This is a genomic window from Streptomyces sp. NPDC056128, assembly GCF_042263835.1.
Taxonomy (GTDB): Bacteria; Actinomycetota; Actinomycetes; order Streptomycetales; family Streptomycetaceae; genus Streptomyces.
This window is the reverse complement of record NZ_JBHJVQ010000035.1, coordinates 1-18,173: the sequence shown is the minus strand read 5'-3', so window position 1 is coordinate 18,173 and position 18,173 is coordinate 1. Positions and strand designations below refer to the sequence as shown.

Here is an 18,173-nt window from a genome sequence, read left to right as displayed (position 1 = left end):
GTCGGCTATACCCATCCTGTGATGGGACACGGCGAATTCTTCATTTGTCAGGTATGGCCCGGGAGTTTCAGTGTGAGGCCATGACGGCACAGACTCCGCGGTGGATCCGCAACTTCGTCGACGGACGTTTCGTCGACCCCACCGACCGATGCTTCGACGCGATCGACCCGGCCACCGGCCAGGTGCACGGCCGGGTCCACGAGGCCGACGCCCCCCTGGTGGACCGGGCGGTCTCGGCGGCCCGCAAGGCGCTCGGCCCCTGGTCCGCCACCCCGGTACGGGAGCGCACCGACGTACTCCGCCGGGCGGCGGACCTGATCGAGGCCCGGTTCGAGGAGTTCGTCGCCGCCGAGTCCGCCGACACCGGCAAGCCCCTCGCTCTCGCCCGCGACCTCGACGTGGCCCGGGCCGTGGCCAACTTCCGCACCTTCGCCGACGTGGTCGCCGCGGCCGGCCAGGAGTCCTTCCTGACCGACCTGCCCGGTGGCCGCCAGGCCCTCAACTACGCGGTGCGCAAGCCGCTCGGCGTGGTCGCGGTCATCGTCCCCTGGAACCTGCCGCTGCTGCTGCTCACCTGGAAGGTGGCCCCGGCGCTGGCCTGCGGCAACACCGTCGTCGTCAAGCCGAGCGAGGAGACCCCGGGCACCGCCACCCTGCTGGCCGAGGTGCTGGCCGAGGCGGGACTGCCGGCCGGCGCCTACAACGTCGTGCACGGCTTCGGCGGGGGGTCGGCCGGCGAGTACGTCACGTCGCACCCGGGGATCGACGGCGTCACCTTCACCGGTTCGTCGGCGACCGGCGCCCACGTCATGAAGACGGTCGCGCCGCGGGTGCGCCCCGTCTCCTTCGAACTGGGCGGCAAGAACGCCGCGCTCGTCTTCGCCGACGCCGACCTCGACGAGACCCTGGAGGGGCTGACCCGGTCGGTCTTCGCCAACACCGGCCAGGTCTGCCTGTGCACCGAGCGGGTCTACGTCCAGCGGTCGGTCTTCGCCGACATCGCCGACGGGCTGGTGGAGCGGGCCCGCTCCATGCGCCTGGGCGACCCGCGGGACCCCGCGACCACCACCGGCCCGCTCATCTCCCAGGCCCACCGGGACAAGGTGCGCGGCTACCTGCGGCTCGCCGAGGAGGCGGGCGCCACGGTCCTCACCGGTGGGGGCACTCCCGGCCTCGGCGCGGGACTCGACGGCGGCTCCTGGATCGAGCCGACCCTGTGGACCGGCCTGACCAACGCGGACCGGCCGGTGCGCGAGGAGGTCTTCGGCCCGGTCGCCGCGCTGATCCCCTTCGACACGGAGGAGGAGGCCGTCGCCCTGGCCAACGACACGGAGTACGGCCTCGCCGCCTCGGTGTGGACCCGGGACCTCAGGCGCGGCCACCGGGTGGCGCAGGCGATGAACGTGGGGATGGCCTGGGTCAACACCTGGTTCCTGCGGGACCTGCGCTCGCCCTTCGGCGGCGTCGGCCTCTCCGGCCTCGGCCGCGAGGGAGGCGCCTCGTCCCTGCACTTCTACACCGAACCGACAAACGTGTGCGTGCAGTTGTGACGGACACCGTTACCCCACCCCGAGTCGAAGGAGACCACCGATGATCACCCAGGAGACGGCCGACGCCCTGGCCTCCGTCCTCGACGACGCCCAGACGTCCGTATCCGACACGCCGAGCCTCGCCGACACCCACACCCTGACCGTCGACGACGCCTACGCGGTCCAGGTCGCGCTCCTCGCCCGGCGCACCGCCCGCGGCGAACGCCTCACCGGCGTCAAGCTGGGCTTCACCAGCGAGGCGAAGATGGCCCAGATGGGCGTCTCGGAGATCATCGTCGGCAGGCTGACCGACGCCATGCGGGTGGCCGACGGCGGTGAGGTGAAGCTGGCCCGGTTCATCCACCCGAAGGTGGAGCCGGAGGTCGCCTTCCGGCTCGGCCGGGACGTCGACCCGCACGACCCCGACACCGACATCGCCGACTGCGTGGACGCCGTGGCCCCCGCCCTGGAGATCATCGACTCCCGCTACCGGGATTTCCGCTTCACCTACGAGGACGTGGTCGCGGACAACACCTCCGCCGCCGGCTACGCCGTCGGCCCGTGGCTGCCTGTGCGGGACGTCTCCGACCTCGCCGTACGCTTGACCAGCGGCGAGAGCGGAGCCGAGGGCACCACCGCGGCCATCCTCGGGGCACCGGTCAACGCGCTGCGCGCGCTGCTCGACATGGCCCGCCGCCGCGAGGTCCCGCTGCTCGCGGGCGACACGGTGCTCGCGGGCGCGGCCACCGCCGCCATCGCACTGACCCCCGGCGTCACGACCTGCGAGGTCGCCGGACTCGGCCGCGTCAGCGTGAGGAGCGTGTGATGGACGAGGCACGTGTCATCCCCGGGAAGGCCAAGCCCCGTGGGCGCTTCCCGCACTTCCGCCGCGCCGGCGACCTCGTCTTCGTCTCCGGCACCAGCTCCCGCCGCCCCGACAACTCCTTCGTGGGTGTCGCGACCGACGAGATGGGCACGACCGACCTCGACATCCGGGCGCAGACCCGGGCGGTCGTCGAGAACATCGGCGACATCCTCGCCGACGCCGGCGGTTCGCTCGCCGACGTCGTCCAGGTGACCGCGTACCTGGTCAACATGAACGACTTCGGCGGCTACAACGAGGTCTACGGCCAGTACTTCGACGAGGCGGGACCGGCCAGGACCACCGTCGCCGTCCACCAACTGCCCCACCCGCACCTGCTCATCGAGATCCAGGCCGTGGCCCACCTGCCGGTGGCCCGTACGGCCGCCGACATCACAGAGGGGACATCGTGACCGACATTCCCGAGGTCATCGACTTCCAGGGCTGGATCGACGACCACGCGCACCTGCTGAAGCCCCCGGTGAACAACCGGACCATGTCGCTCGGCAACGACTTCATCGTGCAGATCGTCGGCGGCCCCAACCAGCGCACCGACTTCCACCTCGACCCGTACGAGGAGTGGTTCTACCAGGTCAAGGGGGACATGCACGTCAACCTCATGACCGAGGACGGCCCCCGGACCGTACACATCCGGCAGGGCGAGTCATGGCTGTTGCCCGGCAACGTGCCGCACTCTCCGCAGCGTCCCGACCCGGACTCCATCGGCCTGGTGATCGAGCGGGTCCGCGAGGAGGGCACGCTGGAGAAGTTCCTCTGGTACTGCCCGTCCTGCTCCGCGCAGGTGTACGAGGTGGAGCTCCAGGTCACCGACATCGTGGCCGACCTGCCGCCGGTCTTCGAGCGGTTCTACGGTGACGAGAAGGCCCGCACCTGCTCCGCCTGCGGGGCCCTCCACCCCGGGAAGGGCTGACCGGTGGCAGAGCTGATTGACGTCCACACCCACTACGTGCCGCGGGGCTGGCCCGACCTGACGGACCTCGGCGGGCCCGACGCCCCCTGGCTGCGGATCGAGTCCGAGAAGGAGGCCGTCATCATGACGGGGTCCGCCGAGTTCCGGCGGATCCGGGACGACTGCTGGGACGCGGAGGTCCGGCTGCGGGACATGGACGCGGACGGTGTGCGCACCCAGGTGGTCTCCCCGACCCCGGCCTTCTTCCACTACGGCCGCAGCGGCGCCGAGGCGGCGAAGATCGCCCGGATCTTCAACGACCTCGCCCTGGAGATCACCGCCCCCGCACCGGACCGGCTGATCCCGTTCTGCCAGGTACCGCTCCAGGACCCGGACGCGGCCTGCCGCGAACTGGAACGGGCGGTCGCCGCCGGCCACCGGGGCGTCGAGATCGGCAACCACGTCGGCGACCGCGACCTGGACAGCGAAGGCGTCGTGACCTTCCTCCAGCACTGCGCCGCCCTCGATGTACCGGTCTTCGTCCACCCGTGGGACATGGACACCTCGCCCCGTCTGGACCGGTGGATGGCACGGTGGCTGACGGCGATGCCGGCCGAGACGCACCTGTCGATCCTGGCGCTGGTCCTCGGCGGCGTCTTCGACCGGATCGACGAGCGGCTGAGGATCTGCTTCGCCCACGGCGGCGGCTCGTTCGCCTTCTGGCTGGGCCGCATGGAGAACGCCTGGCACGGGCGCAACGACGTCGTCGGCACCTCCGAGCACCCGCCCTCGCACTACGTGGGCCGCTTCTCCGTGGACTCGGTGGTCTTCGACGACCGTGCGCTGCGGCTGCTCGTGGACACTCTGGGGGAGGACAGCGTCATGGTCGGCAGCGACTACCCCTACCCGCTGGGGGAGCGACCGGTGGGCGGGGTCGTGGCCAAGAGCGGCTTCCTCACCGAGCAGGCCCGGCACAAGATCACCCGAGGCAACGCGGAACGCTATCTGGGCCTCTGATCCCTCTGGTCCCCGCCGCCTCCCCGGTCCCCGACCCGATCCACACGGGTGCGGGGACCGGGGCGCTCAGCCGGTGTCCCCGGCGCTGGGAAGGGCACCGCCGTCGCCGTCGTCGCCCGGGCTCTCCCGCATCGCGCCGGCGGTCTCCTCCAGGCTCTGGATCAGCGCCCGGGCCGACGGGCTGAGGGTGCGCTCCGCGGGCACGGTCAGGCCGACCCGGTGGCCGACCTGCTCCAGCGGCACGGGCAGCCGCACGAGACGGCCGTCGTCCCGCACGATCGAGCCGGGCAGTACGGCCACCACGTCGGTCTCCAGCAGGAGTTGGCGCACGGTCAGGAAGGACGTCGCCTCGACCCGGTTGGGCGGCAGTTCGAGGCCGCGGCGCGTGAAGAGCTCCTCCACCTCGCGGCGGAGCGCGGTCTGCGGTCCGGGCAGGATCCACGGGAAGCCGAGCGTGTCGTGGAGCCCGGCGTCCGGCTGTCCGGTCAGCGGGTGCCCGGACCGCACCACCAGCCCGACGAACTCGTCGTACAGCGGGCGCCGGACCAGGCCCTCGCCCGACGGAGCGGTCAGCCGGCCCACGACCAGGTCGATCCGGCCGGCTTCCAGGCCCAGCAGCAACTCCTCGGGAGACGCCTCGTGCACCACCACCGTCAGGAAGGGACGGTCCCGCTTCAGCGCGGCCACCGCACGCGGCAGCAGGATGTTCGAACCGGCCAGGTGGGTGCCGACGACGACGGTGCCCCGGTCGGCCGCCGCCAGCTCGACGACGTGCCGGCCCGCCTGCGTGAGCTGTGCGAGGACGGCCCGGGCGTGCCCGGTGAACGCCTCACCGAAGACCGTGGCGCTGACTCCCCGGGGACCGCGCTCGAAGAGCCGCACGCCGAGGATCTCCTCCACCTCGTGCAGGCTCCGGGTCGCGGCGGGCTGGGTCACGTGAAGCTCGGCAGCCGCGCCCACCACCGAACCCTGCCGGGAGAGCGCGTCGACGAGAAGCAGGTGACGCAGCTTGAGGCGGCCGTCGAACAGGCGGGGTGTCTCCACAGCCCGACACTAACCGAACCGGAGTCCGACCTCCGTCCGCCCTCCGCGCAGCGTCCGCGACAGCCCGAGGGCCGCCGTGCGCACCGCCGGGGCTCAAGCAGAAGGTGCAGTTCGAGCGGGTGAGCACGGACGACCCGCTGCGCGGGCTGCTGCCCGCCGGCACCTCGGGGGACGCCCTGCGGGTCTCCGTCTTCCTGGAGGTCGAGGGAGCCGCCCACTACCTGCCCGCCTACGCGGGCAACCTCGACTTCATGACCTCGGCCGCGCTGCGCACCGCCGAGCGCATGGCCGCACACCGCTCCACCGAGGGGGCCGCACGATGACCGCACCGCACACCGACGACACGCGCATGCCCCGGCGCACCGCGGCCGACGCGAGGACCGGGGGCATACGGGAGCGCCGGGCGACCGAGACCGGCGAGGTGTCCGGGGACATCGCGCCCGCCCTGTACATCCAGGACGTCACCCTGTGTGACGAAAGGCACGCCGTCCGGCACTGCTACACCGTGGACCAGGCCCGCACCATCGCCGGGGCCCTGGACGCGGCCGGCGTCGCGGCCATCGAGACCGCGCACGGCGACGGCCTGGCCGGCTCCAGCATCAACTACGGCATCGGGGCCCACACCGACTGGGAGTGGATCGAGGCGGTCACCGACGCCGCTCGCCGCGCCGTGCCGACCACCCTCCTGCTCTCCGGCATCGGCACGCTGCACGACCTGCGGCAGGCGCACGCCCTGGGGATCCGCGCGGTGCGGGTGGCCACGCACTGCACCGAGGCCGACATCTCTGCCCAGCACATCGCGGCCGCGCGGGAGATGGGCATGACGTCGCCGGGTTCCTGATGATGTCCCACATGGCCGAGCCCGCCGAACTGGCCCGCCAGGCGAAGCTGATGGAGTCCTACGGCGTTCAATGCGTGTATGTCACCGACTCCGGAGGCCGGCTGACCATGGACGGCGTACACGATCGCCTCCGTGCCTACCGCGACGTCCTGGACCCGGCCACCGGCCTCGGCGTCCACGCCCACCACAACCTCGGTCTGGGAGTCGCCAACTCCGTCGTCGCCGTCGAGAACGGCGTCACCCGTGTCGACGCCTCCCTCGCCGGTCAGGGCGCAGGGGCCGGCAACTGCCCGCTGGAGGCGTTCGTCGCGGTCGCCGACCTCATGGGGTGGACGCACGGCTGTGACCTGTTCGGGCTCATGGACGCCGCCGACGACCTGGTCCGCCCGCTCCAGGACCGCGAGGTGCGCGTCGACCGGGAGACCCTCACCCTCGGCTACGCCGGTGTCTACTCCAGCTTCCTGCGCCACGCGGAGGGGGCCGCCGCCCGCCACGGTCTGGACACTCGCGCCATCCTGGTGGAGGTGGGCAGGCGCGGCATGGTGGGCGGCCAGGAGGACATGATCACCGACATCGCCCTCGACCTGGCCACCCGCGCCGCCAGGGCAACGTGACCGACCGGGTGCGGCCGGCGGAAACCGAGGGCAGGTCCGCGGCTCTGGGTGATCACACCGGTGACGAGGCCGTGAGTGAGGGGCACGACGCGTTCGCCCCCCATCTGGCGCGTGCCCCCGGCAGTCTCGACGCTGGTATGACGCTCCGATGCCTCGCACCCACGCGTCCGGAGCACCGAGAGTGCCCCTGACCTGCACCCTCTTCGCTATTTTTCGGCGTGACGTGTTTCCTATGACGCATCACGTGGAGTGCGTGGCGATTCTGGAGCCGGTCGCGAAGGGCTCCTGACCTGTGAATTCGCCCGTGAGCTGACTATGACTGCCCTAGGGCGCCGGGAGTACCGCTGTCATAGGCGTCGGGTTCTCACGATGCTCTCCGCCTCACAGGCCCTGGACGTGGTACCGACGACGACGTGACCGCAGGGTGGGTGCTCCCTGACTCTAGGCGTTTCGCACACTTTCGCCGCAGTAGTAGCGGACGGCATTGGGGTACTGCGTGTGCTCCTTGTACAGGAGCACACGCCCCTTGAGCGCGCTGATCTGCCACGCATCGCCGAGGTTCCGAGCGAGAAGCCGGAACGCCGCGTCTGCGGACAACGGACCTTCCGGGACTACCAGCGGAGACGCTTCCAGGCACTCGGGGCCCAGCTCGTGCCTGAACCTGTAGGGGAGCCCCGCCTTGATGAAATCAGCGAAGTCCTTCGGAGACCACGTTCGACGCATCTCGTCGTTGCGGATGGCCCAGTCCAAGTCGATCGGATGGACCATGTCGAAATGCCGGGGGTTGAGTTCCGAGCGGTCCCGCTGGCGGCCTGCGTCATTGTTGCCGAAGCCGTTGAGGTTCCATGGGAGCTGGGCGCCGTACTCCTCCTTGAGATACCTGATGACGAGCCGTTCCGGGGCGACCGCGGACATGTCGTCCTCGATGTACATGCAGGTGAAGTACATCTCCTCCGGGAGGATCCCCCTTCGGCCCAGAATCTTTCGGCGGAGGGCGTCGAGCCGGTTCGGCAGGGCCTGGTCAGACTTGCCCACGTACACAAGTTCTGGTGACAGGTACGGCACCTTGCGGATCAGCTGGAAGATTCCGGGCCGCAGGACCATCTTCTGCAGTTCCTCCTCGGCCAGTGGTACAGGTGCCTGCTCGTCAAGAGCCCGCCATAGCCGGGCGCCCAGCGCCGCGTCGAAGCCGAGGTGGAAGCTGACGCTGTCACCGACAGTGGCCTGTGTGGTCGGATTCGCTGTGTGGAGGGTTCTGGGCGACACGGTGCTCGCGGCCTCCGCCTGAGCTTCGTCCTCCTCGGCTCGTGTCTCGGCAGTCTCCAGTTGTCGCTCCAGCGAGGCACACCGCAGCTCGGCTTCGTGGGCGCGGCGCTGGGATTCTTCCAATTCCGCCTTGTGTCGAGTGAGTGACTCCCTCAGGGCATCCCGCTCGGTGCGCATGGACTCGAAGTCCTCGGACCATTGCTCGAGTTCGATGCGGTGAGCCAGGCGCTCGGCAGCCCCCGCGTTCTCCAACTGCCGGAGCCGAAACTGTTGCTCGTCGAGCTGCTCTTGCGCGCGACGGATCACCTCCCGCAGGAGACGGGCCTCCTGCTGGAAGTGGCGGCTCTCCCGGTCGGCCTGTGCCAGCTCGTCCCGCAGGTCCTGCAGTGCTCCACTTGCCGGACTCGTGGCGCGCAGGGCGGTCCGGTGCAGCGTGCGCACCAAGTCCTTGGCGGCCGGCGTCAACTCGGTACCAGTTTCCCGGTCGCCGTTCTCGATGAGCTGTTCGACGAATTCGGCGGGAGGTACCAAGGCTCCGCTGAAGAATCGGGAGAGGGTGGAGCGGTCCCACGGGACGCGCACCGCGTAGCGACTCAGGGACACTCCGAGGCGCTGAGCCAAGTCGCGCAGCGCGATGGCCAGATCAAAGCGCTCAGGGCCGACCTTGGCTCTGTCGACGTCCTTCTGGAAGACCATCGTGCGCGGTCCCCCCGGAACCAGCTCCCCCTGAGACATCCGTTCTCCTCCGCCAACCCCATTGTGCCGTTGCGTGAAGTCGCAACAGTGTGCGTGTGCCGAAACACCCGTCGGTCTTCCATGATCGGTCACCTGCACCGGACCGGCTGAGGAGCCCCATGACCACCACTGTCGCGCTGATCGTCCTCCTACTCCTGCTGCTTACCCTGCTGCTGGGCGGGGCATTGTTCCACGTCGTCCACACGCGCCCACATCTCGCGGCCCCCCTCACCGTTGCCATGGTCGGCATGACCCTGTTGGCCACCTGCGTCGCCGGCATCATCGCTCGCTGACGTGTTCGCGGTGGCATCAGACTCCGGCGTAGGCGGTTCCAGCCCCAGACTCGTCATCCAGCTCTGGGCATGTGTTTTCGATGAAGCATCAAGTGGAGTGCGTGGTGGCCTTGGATCTGGTCGGGAAGCGCTCCTGAGCTGCAGTTCTGTTCGTCACATTATGTGTAATGTGCGCGTTTGAGGGCGATATCTTGAGGCTGAGATGTCGCCCGTGACAGTGCTGGGAACGCGGGAAGCGGTTCCGGCTGCCACACCCCGGCTCGATCCGCCAACAGCCTCCGCAGCAGCTCCGCGAACGCGGGCAGCTCACCGGTCGATTCGAGCTCGCGCAGCAGGCTCTCCCAACGGTAGGTGAGCAACTGGCGCGACATCGGGGCCGGCCGCCGGGTGCTGTGGAGCGGATAGTCCCCTTCCGCCGCATACCGCAACGCCCCGAGGGTCATCACGGACCAGGCGGCGACCGCCCGCAGCATGCCGGGCCCCCAGACTGCGTCGTCGGCGAGCGCCGGGTACACAGGCAGTAGCCGGCGGCGGAACGCGGCCTCCGCACGGCGGCCGATGTTCCCGGGGAGCCGGAAGGCGCACCAGCATGTGGCGAACGGCATCCGACAGTACGCGGCGGTCAGGAAGACCGGCTGGTACCCGGACCCCTCGAAGTCGAGGAGCTGCATGCCGTCCGCGGTGAGCATGCTGTTGTCCGGGCAGGTGTCGCCGGGTGTGAGCCCCGTGTACGGGCTGTCGGCGAGGGCCCGGATCTCGGCGATGTCCGCGTCGAGGCCGGGCGGCGCTGCCATCCCGGCCCGGTCCAGCAACTCCGGGAGCCTGCCCACGATGCCGAGGATGGAGGTCCCCTCGATCCAGGTGGGGTGCCCGCGCCGGTACCGCTCCACTCGGGCGTCGAACTCCGCTTCGTACGCAACCGAGCCGGCGGCCAGGGCGCCCAGGGCCCGGCTCCAGCTGAGCAGCGCGTCCTGCGCGGCCGCGCGGTCCGCCCCGAGCAGGAGGTCCGCCAGCGTCGGCCCGCTGCCCAGGTCCCGCATCACGATCAGTGGAAGCCCGGGGGCGGCGGCCAGCAGACCCGGCCCGGCCAGCCCCAGCGACAGCCCGGCTGCCTCCGCGGTGAATGCGCCGAGGGCCGCCGGGTCGTCGGCGTACGCCTTGACCACCACACTGCCGTGGTTCTCGGACCGGCACCGGAGCACCGTACTGCGCGTACTCCCGCCGAGGTCGGCCGCCTCGTACAAGCGGGAGCCGAGCGCCGCCTCGGCGGCGCCGAGCACCGCACGTACCCCGTTGCCCGCGGCGGGCGGGCCGCTCGGTGCTGCGCCGTCCGGCTCCTGTGAGGGCACGTTCACTCGTTCTGACCGTTCTTCAGCAGATCCCGAAACTCGCCGTGCACGGCCATGTGCAGCCTGCGGGCGATCAACCGCCCCAGGCTGTGCCGTCCGGACTCGATGACTGGTTCCTCGGGGCGGGTGACGGCGTCCACCTGCCGGGCGTAGTCGCGCACCGTCTGCTCCGCGTCGGTCGTGACGGTGTCAGCCTGCGGCGAGGGCACGGTAGTTCCCTTCCTCTTCGAGGGGGATGTCCGGGCCCGGGCCGCGCAGCGTCTGGGTGCGTGTTCCCGCGGGCCAGGCGCCGTCGCGCGACCATCGGCGCAGCTCGGGCTTGTCGGTCTTCCCGCTGCCGTTGCGGGGCAGGGCGGGTACGGTCACTAGGACCCGGGGGAGCTTGTAGCGGGCGATCTGGGCCGCGAGTGCCTCTCGGACCGTGTCCAGCGCGGGCGCGTCGTCCTCGGGCACGACGACCGCGGCCACCGTCTCACCCCAGGTGGGGTCGGGTACGCCGATCACCGCTGCGTCTCGGATCCCTGGGAGCTCGGTCAGATGTCGTTCGACCTCGGCGGGGTAGATGTTCTCCCCACCGCTGATGATCATTTCCTTGAGCCGGTCGACGACCCACAGGTAGCCGTCCTCGTCGAGGTGGCCGATGTCCCCCGTACGGAACCAGCGGTCCTCGGTGAACGACGCGGCGGTGGTTTCCGCGTTGTTCCAGTATCCCGGGGTGACGTTCGGCCCGCGGACCAGGATCTCCCCGGGCACCAGGGGCGCGGCCGGCCGCGCCGGGGCAGCCGGGTCGGCCACCCGCACCTGCGTGTACGGCATGGCGACGCCCGCCGAACCGGTCCGGGCCTCCGTCTGCTCCGGCGGCAGGTAAGTGGCGAAGGGAGCCGTCTCCGTGAGCCCCCACGCCTGCTGGAGCAGCACCCCGTGCTCCGCATACCGGCGGATCAGGCGTGGCGGCACCGGCGCTCCCGCGACCACCGCGCAGCGTAGCCGCGGCAGTTCGGCCGAGGGGAACTCCGGCAGGTCCGCCAGTGCCGAGAACATGGCCGGTACGCCGAAGAATCCGGTCACCCCTTGGGTCACGAGGGCGTCGAGGCAGGCGTGGGGGTCGAAGGTCCGGTGCACGACCACGGTGCCGCCGCGCAGCAGCGTCGGCAGAGTGAGCGCGTTCAGGCCGCCGATGTGGAACATGGGGGCCGCGACCAGCACCACGTCGTCCGGCCGAGTGTCCAGCAGCGTCCACACGTTGACGCAGTTCCACCACAGGTTTCCGTGCGTGAGCATGACCCCTTTGGGACGACCGGTGCTGCCCGAGGTGTAGAGGAGCGCCGCGAGTGTGTCCTCACCGGCTGGGACAGGCTCCGAGTCGACCGGCGGCAGCGCCCCGGGTACCTGCCCGTCCTCGCCGACGCCGAGCACAGCCTCCACCTCGAGACCGGGCAAGACGGCGGCGGCGAGCGCCTCCTGGCCCGCCTCGGCCACCAGGACCCGCGGATCGCAGTCGGCCAGTACGTCCGCCGACTCTTCGGCGGTCAGCCGGTGGTTCACCGGGACGAACACCGCCCCCACAGCCGAGCAGGCGAGCAGCGTCGCAATGAGCGCCGGACTGTTGAGGCCGAGGTAGGCGACCCGGTCACCGGCATCGACACCCGTGTCCAGCAGGGCGCGGGCCAGCCGCCCGGAACGGTCGTCCAACTCGCGGTACGACACCTCAGTGAGGGGGGTTCCCGGTGTGCCAGAGGCAGCCGCCCGGTAGACGAGCGCGACGGCGTCCCCCCGGCGCACGGCATGGCGGCGGACGGCGGCGGCGGGACTGAGCTCGGCTCCGGTGCCGGCTCCGGACGTGACGGTGTGCACGGGGGCTCCATCGGTGACAGGGGGTTGCCCGGCGGGACAGCCCGGCGGGGGTTGGCCCGGTGAGGTTACGGAAGGTCGGCGACGGCGGCCTGGAGGCGATCGGACTCGATCAGCTCTGCGACCCGCTCGATGTCCGCGGCCAGCGGACGGTCCGAGTCGAGGAACGGGGACACCTCGCGGACCGCTTCGTACGCGGCCCGGGTCGCCGGACTGAGCAGATGCACGCCGCGCAGGTCGGCCGCCTGGCACAGGGCCAGCAGGTGGATCGCGGCAACCTGCCCGATCAGACCGGCGACCGTGTAGGCGTCCCGGGCAGCGATCGTGCCCATGCTCACCTTGTCCTGGTTGTGGGCCTCGGTGGAGCGCGAGAACGAGGTCGCCGGCATGGTGTTCTTCAGGGCTTCGGCGACCAGGGAGGACGCCGTGATCTGCATGCCCTTGAAGCCGTGGAACAGGCCGGCCTGCCCGTCACCGGGCTCGATCCAAGGGATGAGGTTCGGTGTGAGCCCGTTGTTGAACTTCTCGTCCACGACGAGCTCCAGCTGACGGTCCAGCAGATCACCCACGCTGGCCAGCGCCGTCTTCAGCGAGTCCATCGCGAGGCCGACGTGGCCGCCGTAGAAGTTGCCACCGTTGCGGGCCACCCCGGCCGACGCGTCGAAAAGCGGATTGTCGTTCGAGGAGTTGATCTCCGTCGCCATCCAGTCGCCCGCCCACACCAGCGCATCGCCGAGCACACCCGTCACGTGCGGCGCGCAGCGTATCGAGTACCGGTCCTGGATCGGCTTGTCCAGCTCCCGGAAGTCGACGTCGCCCGGGATGGCCGTCCCTCGTTCGGTCTGCTGTTCGAACGACTGTGAGCCCTTCAGCAGCCGCCGGACCCGCGCCGCACTCCCGCGGGTGCCGGCATGCGGCTTCTGCTCGAACAGGAAGTCCGCGAAGTGTGCGGGATTGCCGCGCAGCACCTGGCTGGTCAGCGCCGTGCACAGGTCGGCCGTGAAGGCGAGCCGTGCCGCACGGTCCATGGCCATCGCCGCGAAACCGGACATGAAGGAGGTGCCGTTCACCAGAGCCAGCCCCTCCTTGGCCTCGAGCACCACCGGCCGCAGCCCGGCCGCCGCCAGGGCGGCACTGGCGTCGGTCCGCTCCCCGCCGTGCAGCACCTCGCCCTCTCCGGTCAGCATGCGGCCGATGTAGCTGAGCGGTACCAGATCGCCGCTGGCACCCACCGAACCTCGCTCCGGGATGAGCGGCAGGATGTCCGCCACCAGGCAGTCCCGGAGCAGCCGCACCACCTCCGGCCGTACTCCCGAGTGCCCCCGCGCCAGGCAGTTGGTGCGGATCAGCAGTGTGGCCCGCACCACCTCCGGCGGGGCAGCCGGGCCGACCCCGCTGCCCAGGAACCGCAGCAGGTTGCGCTGCAGCTCCCGGGTCTTGGACTCCGAGATCTGGCGGGTATTGCTGTCGCCGAACCCCGAGGTCACCCCATAGATGGGGATGCCGGTGGCGATGAGCTCCCGCTTCAGCTCCCGCGAGGCGGTCATGCGCCGCTCCGCGTCTCCGGGCACCGTGACCCTCAGGCCAGGCACGCCCCGGCCCACCGCTGCGACGGTGTCCAGGGACAACGCGTGTCCGTCGACCGTGATGTCCGTCACCGGGAGCGTTGCCAGGGAGGTGGTGTCGTCCACGTGTGTGTCCAATCGTGCGAGCGTTGCGGTGGGAAGGGGAGGGCGGTCAGGAGAGGTGCTTGAGGAGGGAGGCGTTCACCGCCGACGGGTTCTCCAGGTAGCCGTAGTGGCCGCAGCCCGCCACCTCCTCGAAGGTGCAGCCGGGGACTGCCTCCGCCACCTCCCGGCCCAGGTGCGGCGGGGCGATGACGTCGTCCGAGAACGCGATGACGTGGCAGGGCGTGGTGACCGCGGCGCACCCTGCGAGATGGTCGCGGTCCAGCTCCAGGTCCAGTTGGGCGCGGATGCCCGGCCCGGAGGGCTGCGCGTACTCGAAGATGTCCAGCCAGTCCCGGACCGCCGCCTCGTCGGCGAGGGTCGTCCGGGACAGGTTCTCCAGCGCCGAGGTCACGGCCCGCTGCTTCGGCGGCAGGTCCACCTGCCGGTCGTACATGAGGCGCTCCGCCTCCCGCATGGCGCGCCTCAACGTGTCCGTGCGGCCCGTCGTGCCCATGAGCACGGCCCGGGACACCAGCTCCGGACGGTCCATCAGCAGTTGCTGGACGACGTGAGCCCCCAGGGAGAAGCCGACCACCCGGCAGGGCCCCGGGCTGAGCTGCTCCAGCAGGCCCGCGACGTCCCCGGCGAGATCGCGCACGGTGTAGGGCTCCGTGGCGCCGGTGCTCGGCGGGATGCCCCGGTTGTTGAACGTGATCGCCTGGTAGCCCGCCTCGACGAGCGCGGGCACCTGGTGCAGGTGCCACGGCCGCCGGTCCGCGCCGGTCCCCATGACCAGCAGGACCGGCTCCCCGGCGCCCTTGACCTCGTACTCCAGGACGACCCCGTTGCTTTGCAGCAGCGGCATGTCAGCCCCGCATCGCTTCCACGAGGCTCTTGGGTCGCATGTCGGTCCAGTTCTCGTTCACGTAGTCGAGGCAGTCCTGGCGGTTGTCGGCGCTGAAGACCACCGACCAGCCGGCCGGCACCTCGCGGAACGCGGGCCACAGCGAGTGCTGGTTCTCATCGTTGACCAGGACGCAGAAGGGGGCGCTCTCGTCCTCGAAGGGGTTCGTCATGTCGTGCTCCATCAATCGGAATCGGAATCGGAATCAGGAGGAAGGGGGAAAGCAGGGAGAGGCCGCGTGCCGGTCCCTCTCCCAGGATTCTGCGAGGCCGCCACCGGCCGCCCAAGCGATCTCGCTGGCAAGGGGTGGCACCGACAGCAAACTGCCAGTCGGAGCCACCAATTGCCTTCGCATGGTGTGCGGTTCAGCTCAGAACGTGCCCGTCGCCCACCCGGTGAGCTCGGCCCCGGCGTAGGTCGGCGGCGACGAAGGTCCGCTGGAGCCAGCGGTCCGAACCGTCGTACCGCGGCGCGAACTGCGACCGCCCGTGGACCGCCACCCGGTTGTCCACGATGACCAGGTCTCCCGTCGTCAGCACCTGGATCTGCCCGACGGTCTCGCAGGCGTCGGCGAGCTCGGCCAGCGCCCGCTCGGCCCGGCCGGTCAGCGGCCGGGTCGCGGCCAGGTCCACCCGGAGGTCGGGATCCTCCGCGGGACCGGTCAGCACGGCGTGCGCCTGGGCCCGCCGGCCGTCGCCGCCGAACGAGGGCGGCGCCGCCGTTGTGAACTCCGCCGTGTGCAGAGCCTCCCGGCTCTCCGCGGAGAGCCGTGGAAGTACTTCGCGTACGCACGCCGTGCTGGTTCCCGCCACCCGGTCGTGGTCGGGCCGCAGGCAGATCAGCAGCACGTAGTCCGGCCGGTGCGGATGGAAGGCATTCTCGTTGTGGTACGACAACCGCACCGAGCCCGCGTTGCCCTGGAACTCCTCCCGGCCGCGCACCGGGACGACGTCCTGCACCATCGCACCGGACTTCTCCGCAGCGAACGCGATCGGATCGCCCAGACCCGACGCGACGGCCATGAGGAGCGCGGCCGGCACGGTCGCCGCCTGCTGCACCGACGCGGCGTGCCCCGGCGTAGCCGGGAGTTCCTCCACCGCCACCGGCAGCCCGCGCAGCAGTAGCGTGCCGCGGTCCCCCGAGTGGCGCCGGAACGTGCGTACGGCGTGCCGCAGCGAAAGCGGCAGCTTCTCCCAGGCCGCCCGCGCGGCCGAGATCCACTTGTCGTTGTCCACCATCCCGCCGGCCGTGTCGACGAGGCGCAGCGCCACGTCGTGTGCCACCGCGGCCTCCGCGGGGTCAAGCTCGTGCACACCGGTGCGGGCGGGGACGGCTGTCGAGGTCGTCATCTGTTGTCGTTCCCTAACGTGAGGTGGTGGGCCTGCGACGCGGCGCGAGGGCGGGCCGCCTGGGGGCCTCGGTGGCAGCGGCGTGTGGTGCGAGGCCGGAGACGGTCGGCGCGTCGAACAGGGCACGGATGGAAAGCTCGACACCGAGTCGGCTGCGGGCCCGGCTGACCAGACGCGTCGCCAGCAGGGAATGCCCGCCCAGCTCGAAGAAGTCGTCGTCGATACCGACCTTCTCCAGCCCCAGCACCTCGGCGAACAGGGCGCACAGAACCTTCTCGTCCGGGGTGCGCGGCCCCCGGCCGCTGCCTGCGGCGGGCGCGTAGTCCGGCACCGGAAGAGCCTTCCGGTCGAGCTTCCCGTTCGCCGTCAGCGGCAGCCGTTCCATGACCACGAACGCCGAAGGCACCATGTGGTCGGGCAGGGTCTGCCGCAACAGGCTCCGCTGCTCTTCCGGGTGGGGAAGCGAAGCCTCCTCCGCGGGCACGACGTAGGCGGTCAGCCGCCGGTCCCCGGGGCGGTCCTCCCGCACGATCACCGAGCACTGTGCGACCGCCGGGTGCGCACCGAGCGCGGCCTCGATCTCACCGAGCTCGATCCGGAACCCGCGCACCTTGACCTGGTCGTCCACCCGGCCCAGGAACTCCAGCGTCCCGTCCGTGTTCCGGCGCACCAGGTCACCGGTGCGGTACATGCGGGCCCCGGGCGCACCGAAGGGATCGGCCGTGAACCGCTCCGCCGTCCGGCCGGGCTGGTGCACGTACCCTCGGGCCAGGCCCTCGCCCGCGACGTACAGCTCACCGGGCACTCCGCCCGGGACCGGGCACAGCAGGTCGTCGAGCACGTAGACGCGGGTGTTGCGCAGCGGCGATCCGAGCATCGGGCGGGCACCGTCGGACGTGTGGTGGCCCAGCGAGTCGACCGTGCACTCGCTCGGCGCGTAGTAGTTGCAACCACACACCCGCGGGTTGTCTCGGAGTTCCCGCCACAGCCCCTCACCGATCGCCTCGCCGCCCACCATCACCATCGACAGCTCGGTGCGCCCCTCCTCCAGGAGCCCGTACTCCACCAACTCGGCGAAGTACGACGGGGTCACGTCGATGAAGTGCACCGACTTGTCGGCGATGTAGTCGACCAGTCTCTTCGCGTTACGTGCGACGTCGGTGCTCAGCACGTGCAGCTGGTGCCCGCTGAACAGCCACATCATCGGATCCCACGACGCGTCGAAGGAGATCGACGCGATCATCGCGGAGTTCACCTGGCCCGGCTGCCGGTGGTGCTCCCGGGTGTGCAGGTAGTCCTGGTGGCTGTGGAACACGTTCGCGAGGGAGCCGTGCGTCACCACGACGCCCTTGGGCCGGCCCGTCGACCCTGACGTGTAGATGGTGTACACGGGGTGGTCATGGTGGACCGTGACCTCCGGGTTGCCGGACGGCAGGCCCGTGGTGTCGGGCAGCTCGGTCAGCGTCAGCAGCGGCTCGGTTTCGGCGAGCATGTACGCGATACGGTCGGCCGGGTAGTCGGGGTCGATCGGCAGGTAGCCCGCGCCGGACTTCAGCGTGGCCATGAGACCGACGATCATGTCCACCGAACGCGGTACGTTCAGCGCCACCGTCCGCTCGGGAGCCGCGCCCCGGCCGATCAGATAGTGCGCCAAGCGGTTGGCCCGCTCGTTCAGCTCCGCGAAGGTCAGCGTGACGTCCTCGAAGGTCACGGCCGGCGCCTCCGGCGTCCGCCGGACCTGCTCCTCGAAGACCTGCGCCAGGAGCGGCACCTGGGTGCCGAGCGGTGTGCTGATACCCGTGCCCAGACCGGTCAGCCGGAGCAGCTCCGTCTCCGGGACCATCTCGATCGTGTGGAGGGGGGTGTCGGGGTGGGTGGCTGCGGTGGTGAGGAGGCGGGTGAGGTAGGTGGTGATCCGTTCGGCCGTGGCGGGGTCGAA

General features: G+C 70.7%; 16 protein-coding genes and 2 pseudogenes. 8 read left to right on the top strand and 10 right to left on the bottom strand.

Annotated features, from left to right (window positions below; translation table 11 throughout):
* Window positions 1-80 precede the first annotated feature (80 nt).
* Genes ACFC1X_RS35815 through ACFC1X_RS35795 form a run of 5 tightly spaced genes read left to right on the top strand, consistent with a single transcriptional unit; the run spans window position 81 to window position 4,318 of the window.
* Complete coding sequence (locus ACFC1X_RS35815) at window positions 81-1,550, top strand: 2-hydroxymuconic semialdehyde dehydrogenase (protein ID WP_376362365.1); 1,470 nt, start codon at window positions 81-83, stop codon at window positions 1,548-1,550.
* A gap of 40 nt (window positions 1,551-1,590) precedes the next feature.
* The gene (locus tag ACFC1X_RS35810) at window positions 1,591-2,355 is read left to right on the top strand and encodes a 2-keto-4-pentenoate hydratase (RefSeq protein WP_376362363.1); all 765 of its coding nucleotides are present in this window, start codon (window positions 1,591-1,593) and stop codon (window positions 2,353-2,355) included.
* Window positions 2,355-2,804, top strand: a complete 450-nt coding sequence (locus ACFC1X_RS35805; protein WP_376362360.1) for a RidA family protein — start codon at window positions 2,355-2,357, stop codon at window positions 2,802-2,804. The genes ACFC1X_RS35810 and ACFC1X_RS35805 overlap by 1 nt, the downstream gene beginning before the upstream one ends.
* Complete coding sequence (locus ACFC1X_RS35800) at window positions 2,801-3,322, top strand: 3-hydroxyanthranilate 3,4-dioxygenase (protein WP_376362357.1); 522 nt, start codon at window positions 2,801-2,803, stop codon at window positions 3,320-3,322. Before ACFC1X_RS35805 ends, ACFC1X_RS35800 begins: the two co-directional genes overlap by 4 nt.
* Window positions 3,323-3,325: 3 nt before the next feature.
* Window positions 3,326-4,318, top strand: coding sequence for an amidohydrolase family protein (locus ACFC1X_RS35795; protein WP_376362355.1), 993 nt, complete (start codon window positions 3,326-3,328; stop codon window positions 4,316-4,318).
* Between the two features lie 66 nt (window positions 4,319-4,384).
* On the opposite strand, the gene ACFC1X_RS35790 is transcribed toward ACFC1X_RS35795, so the two are convergent.
* Window positions 4,385-5,362, bottom strand: coding sequence for a LysR substrate-binding domain-containing protein (locus tag ACFC1X_RS35790; RefSeq protein WP_376362352.1), 978 nt, complete (start codon window positions 5,360-5,362; stop codon window positions 4,385-4,387).
* 92 nt (window positions 5,363-5,454) lie between these two features.
* On the opposite strand from ACFC1X_RS35790, the pseudogene ACFC1X_RS35785 reads away from it, so the two are divergent.
* Window positions 5,455-5,685, top strand: a pseudogene (locus ACFC1X_RS35785) (acetaldehyde dehydrogenase (acetylating)); the annotation flags it as partial.
* A gap of 110 nt (window positions 5,686-5,795) precedes the next feature.
* Window positions 5,796-6,817, top strand: a pseudogene (gene dmpG, locus ACFC1X_RS35780) (4-hydroxy-2-oxovalerate aldolase).
* Window positions 6,818-7,258: 441 nt separating this feature from the next.
* Here the strand turns inward: dmpG and ACFC1X_RS35775 are convergent.
* Window positions 7,259-8,779, bottom strand: coding sequence for a helix-turn-helix domain-containing protein (locus ACFC1X_RS35775; RefSeq protein ID WP_376362349.1), 1,521 nt, complete (start codon window positions 8,777-8,779; stop codon window positions 7,259-7,261).
* 158 nt (window positions 8,780-8,937) lie between these two features.
* Between ACFC1X_RS35775 and ACFC1X_RS35770 the strand changes: the two genes are divergently transcribed.
* Window positions 8,938-9,111: a hypothetical protein gene (locus ACFC1X_RS35770; RefSeq protein ID WP_376362347.1), complete on the top strand. Its 174-nt coding sequence runs from the start codon at window positions 8,938-8,940 to the stop codon at window positions 9,109-9,111.
* A gap of 158 nt (window positions 9,112-9,269) precedes the next feature.
* On the opposite strand, the gene ACFC1X_RS35765 is transcribed toward ACFC1X_RS35770, so the two are convergent.
* The 8 genes from ACFC1X_RS35765 to ACFC1X_RS35730 form a co-directional block, all read right to left on the bottom strand.
* On the bottom strand, window positions 9,270-10,460 hold the full coding sequence (locus tag ACFC1X_RS35765; protein ID WP_376362344.1) for a hypothetical protein: 1,191 nt from the start codon (window positions 10,458-10,460) through the stop codon (window positions 9,270-9,272).
* A gap of 2 nt (window positions 10,461-10,462) precedes the next feature.
* Window positions 10,463-10,669, bottom strand: a complete 207-nt coding sequence (locus ACFC1X_RS35760) for a hypothetical protein (RefSeq protein WP_376362342.1) — start codon at window positions 10,667-10,669, stop codon at window positions 10,463-10,465.
* Window positions 10,650-12,314 (bottom strand): long-chain fatty acid--CoA ligase, encoded by a 1,665-nt coding sequence (locus ACFC1X_RS35755; protein WP_376362339.1) that lies wholly within the window; start codon window positions 12,312-12,314, stop codon window positions 10,650-10,652. The genes ACFC1X_RS35760 and ACFC1X_RS35755 overlap by 20 nt, the downstream gene beginning before the upstream one ends.
* A gap of 65 nt (window positions 12,315-12,379) precedes the next feature.
* A complete protein-coding gene (gene hutH, locus ACFC1X_RS35750; RefSeq protein ID WP_376362336.1) occupies window positions 12,380-14,002 on the bottom strand; it encodes a histidine ammonia-lyase in 1,623 nt (540 codons plus the stop codon).
* Window positions 14,003-14,048: 46 nt separating this feature from the next.
* Window positions 14,049-14,846: an alpha/beta fold hydrolase gene (locus tag ACFC1X_RS35745; protein ID WP_376362334.1), complete on the bottom strand. Its 798-nt coding sequence runs from the start codon at window positions 14,844-14,846 to the stop codon at window positions 14,049-14,051.
* Window position 14,847: 1 nt separating this feature from the next.
* Window positions 14,848-15,057 carry an MbtH family protein gene (locus tag ACFC1X_RS35740; RefSeq protein WP_376362332.1) on the bottom strand — a complete coding sequence of 70 codons (210 nt, stop codon included), beginning with the start codon at window positions 15,055-15,057 and terminating at the stop codon, window positions 14,848-14,850.
* A gap of 193 nt (window positions 15,058-15,250) precedes the next feature.
* On the bottom strand, window positions 15,251-16,234 hold the full coding sequence (locus tag ACFC1X_RS35735; RefSeq protein WP_376362330.1) for a TauD/TfdA family dioxygenase: 984 nt from the start codon (window positions 16,232-16,234) through the stop codon (window positions 15,251-15,253).
* Window positions 16,235-16,247: 13 nt separating this feature from the next.
* Window positions 16,248-18,173: amino acid adenylation domain-containing protein (locus ACFC1X_RS35730; RefSeq protein ID WP_376362327.1), on the bottom strand; the 1,926-nt coding region annotated here is incomplete at its 5' end.

Coding starts and splice junctions, on each gene's coding strand:
- ACFC1X_RS35815 (WP_376362365.1), top strand. CDS start 81: ATGACGGCACAGACTCCGCGGTGGATCCGCAACTTCGTCGACGGACGT.
- ACFC1X_RS35810 (WP_376362363.1), top strand. CDS start 1,591: ATGATCACCCAGGAGACGGCCGACGCCCTGGCCTCCGTCCTCGACGAC.
- ACFC1X_RS35805 (WP_376362360.1), top strand. CDS start 2,355: ATGGACGAGGCACGTGTCATCCCCGGGAAGGCCAAGCCCCGTGGGCGC.
- ACFC1X_RS35775 (WP_376362349.1), bottom strand. CDS start 8,779: ATGGTCTTCCAGAAGGACGTCGACAGAGCCAAGGTCGGCCCTGAGCGC.
- ACFC1X_RS35770 (WP_376362347.1), top strand. CDS start 8,938: ATGACCACCACTGTCGCGCTGATCGTCCTCCTACTCCTGCTGCTTACC.
- ACFC1X_RS35745 (WP_376362334.1), bottom strand. CDS start 14,846: ATGCCGCTGCTGCAAAGCAACGGGGTCGTCCTGGAGTACGAGGTCAAG.
- ACFC1X_RS35740 (WP_376362332.1), bottom strand. CDS start 15,057: ATGACGAACCCCTTCGAGGACGAGAGCGCCCCCTTCTGCGTCCTGGTC.
- ACFC1X_RS35735 (WP_376362330.1), bottom strand. CDS start 16,234: ATGACGACCTCGACAGCCGTCCCCGCCCGCACCGGTGTGCACGAGCTT.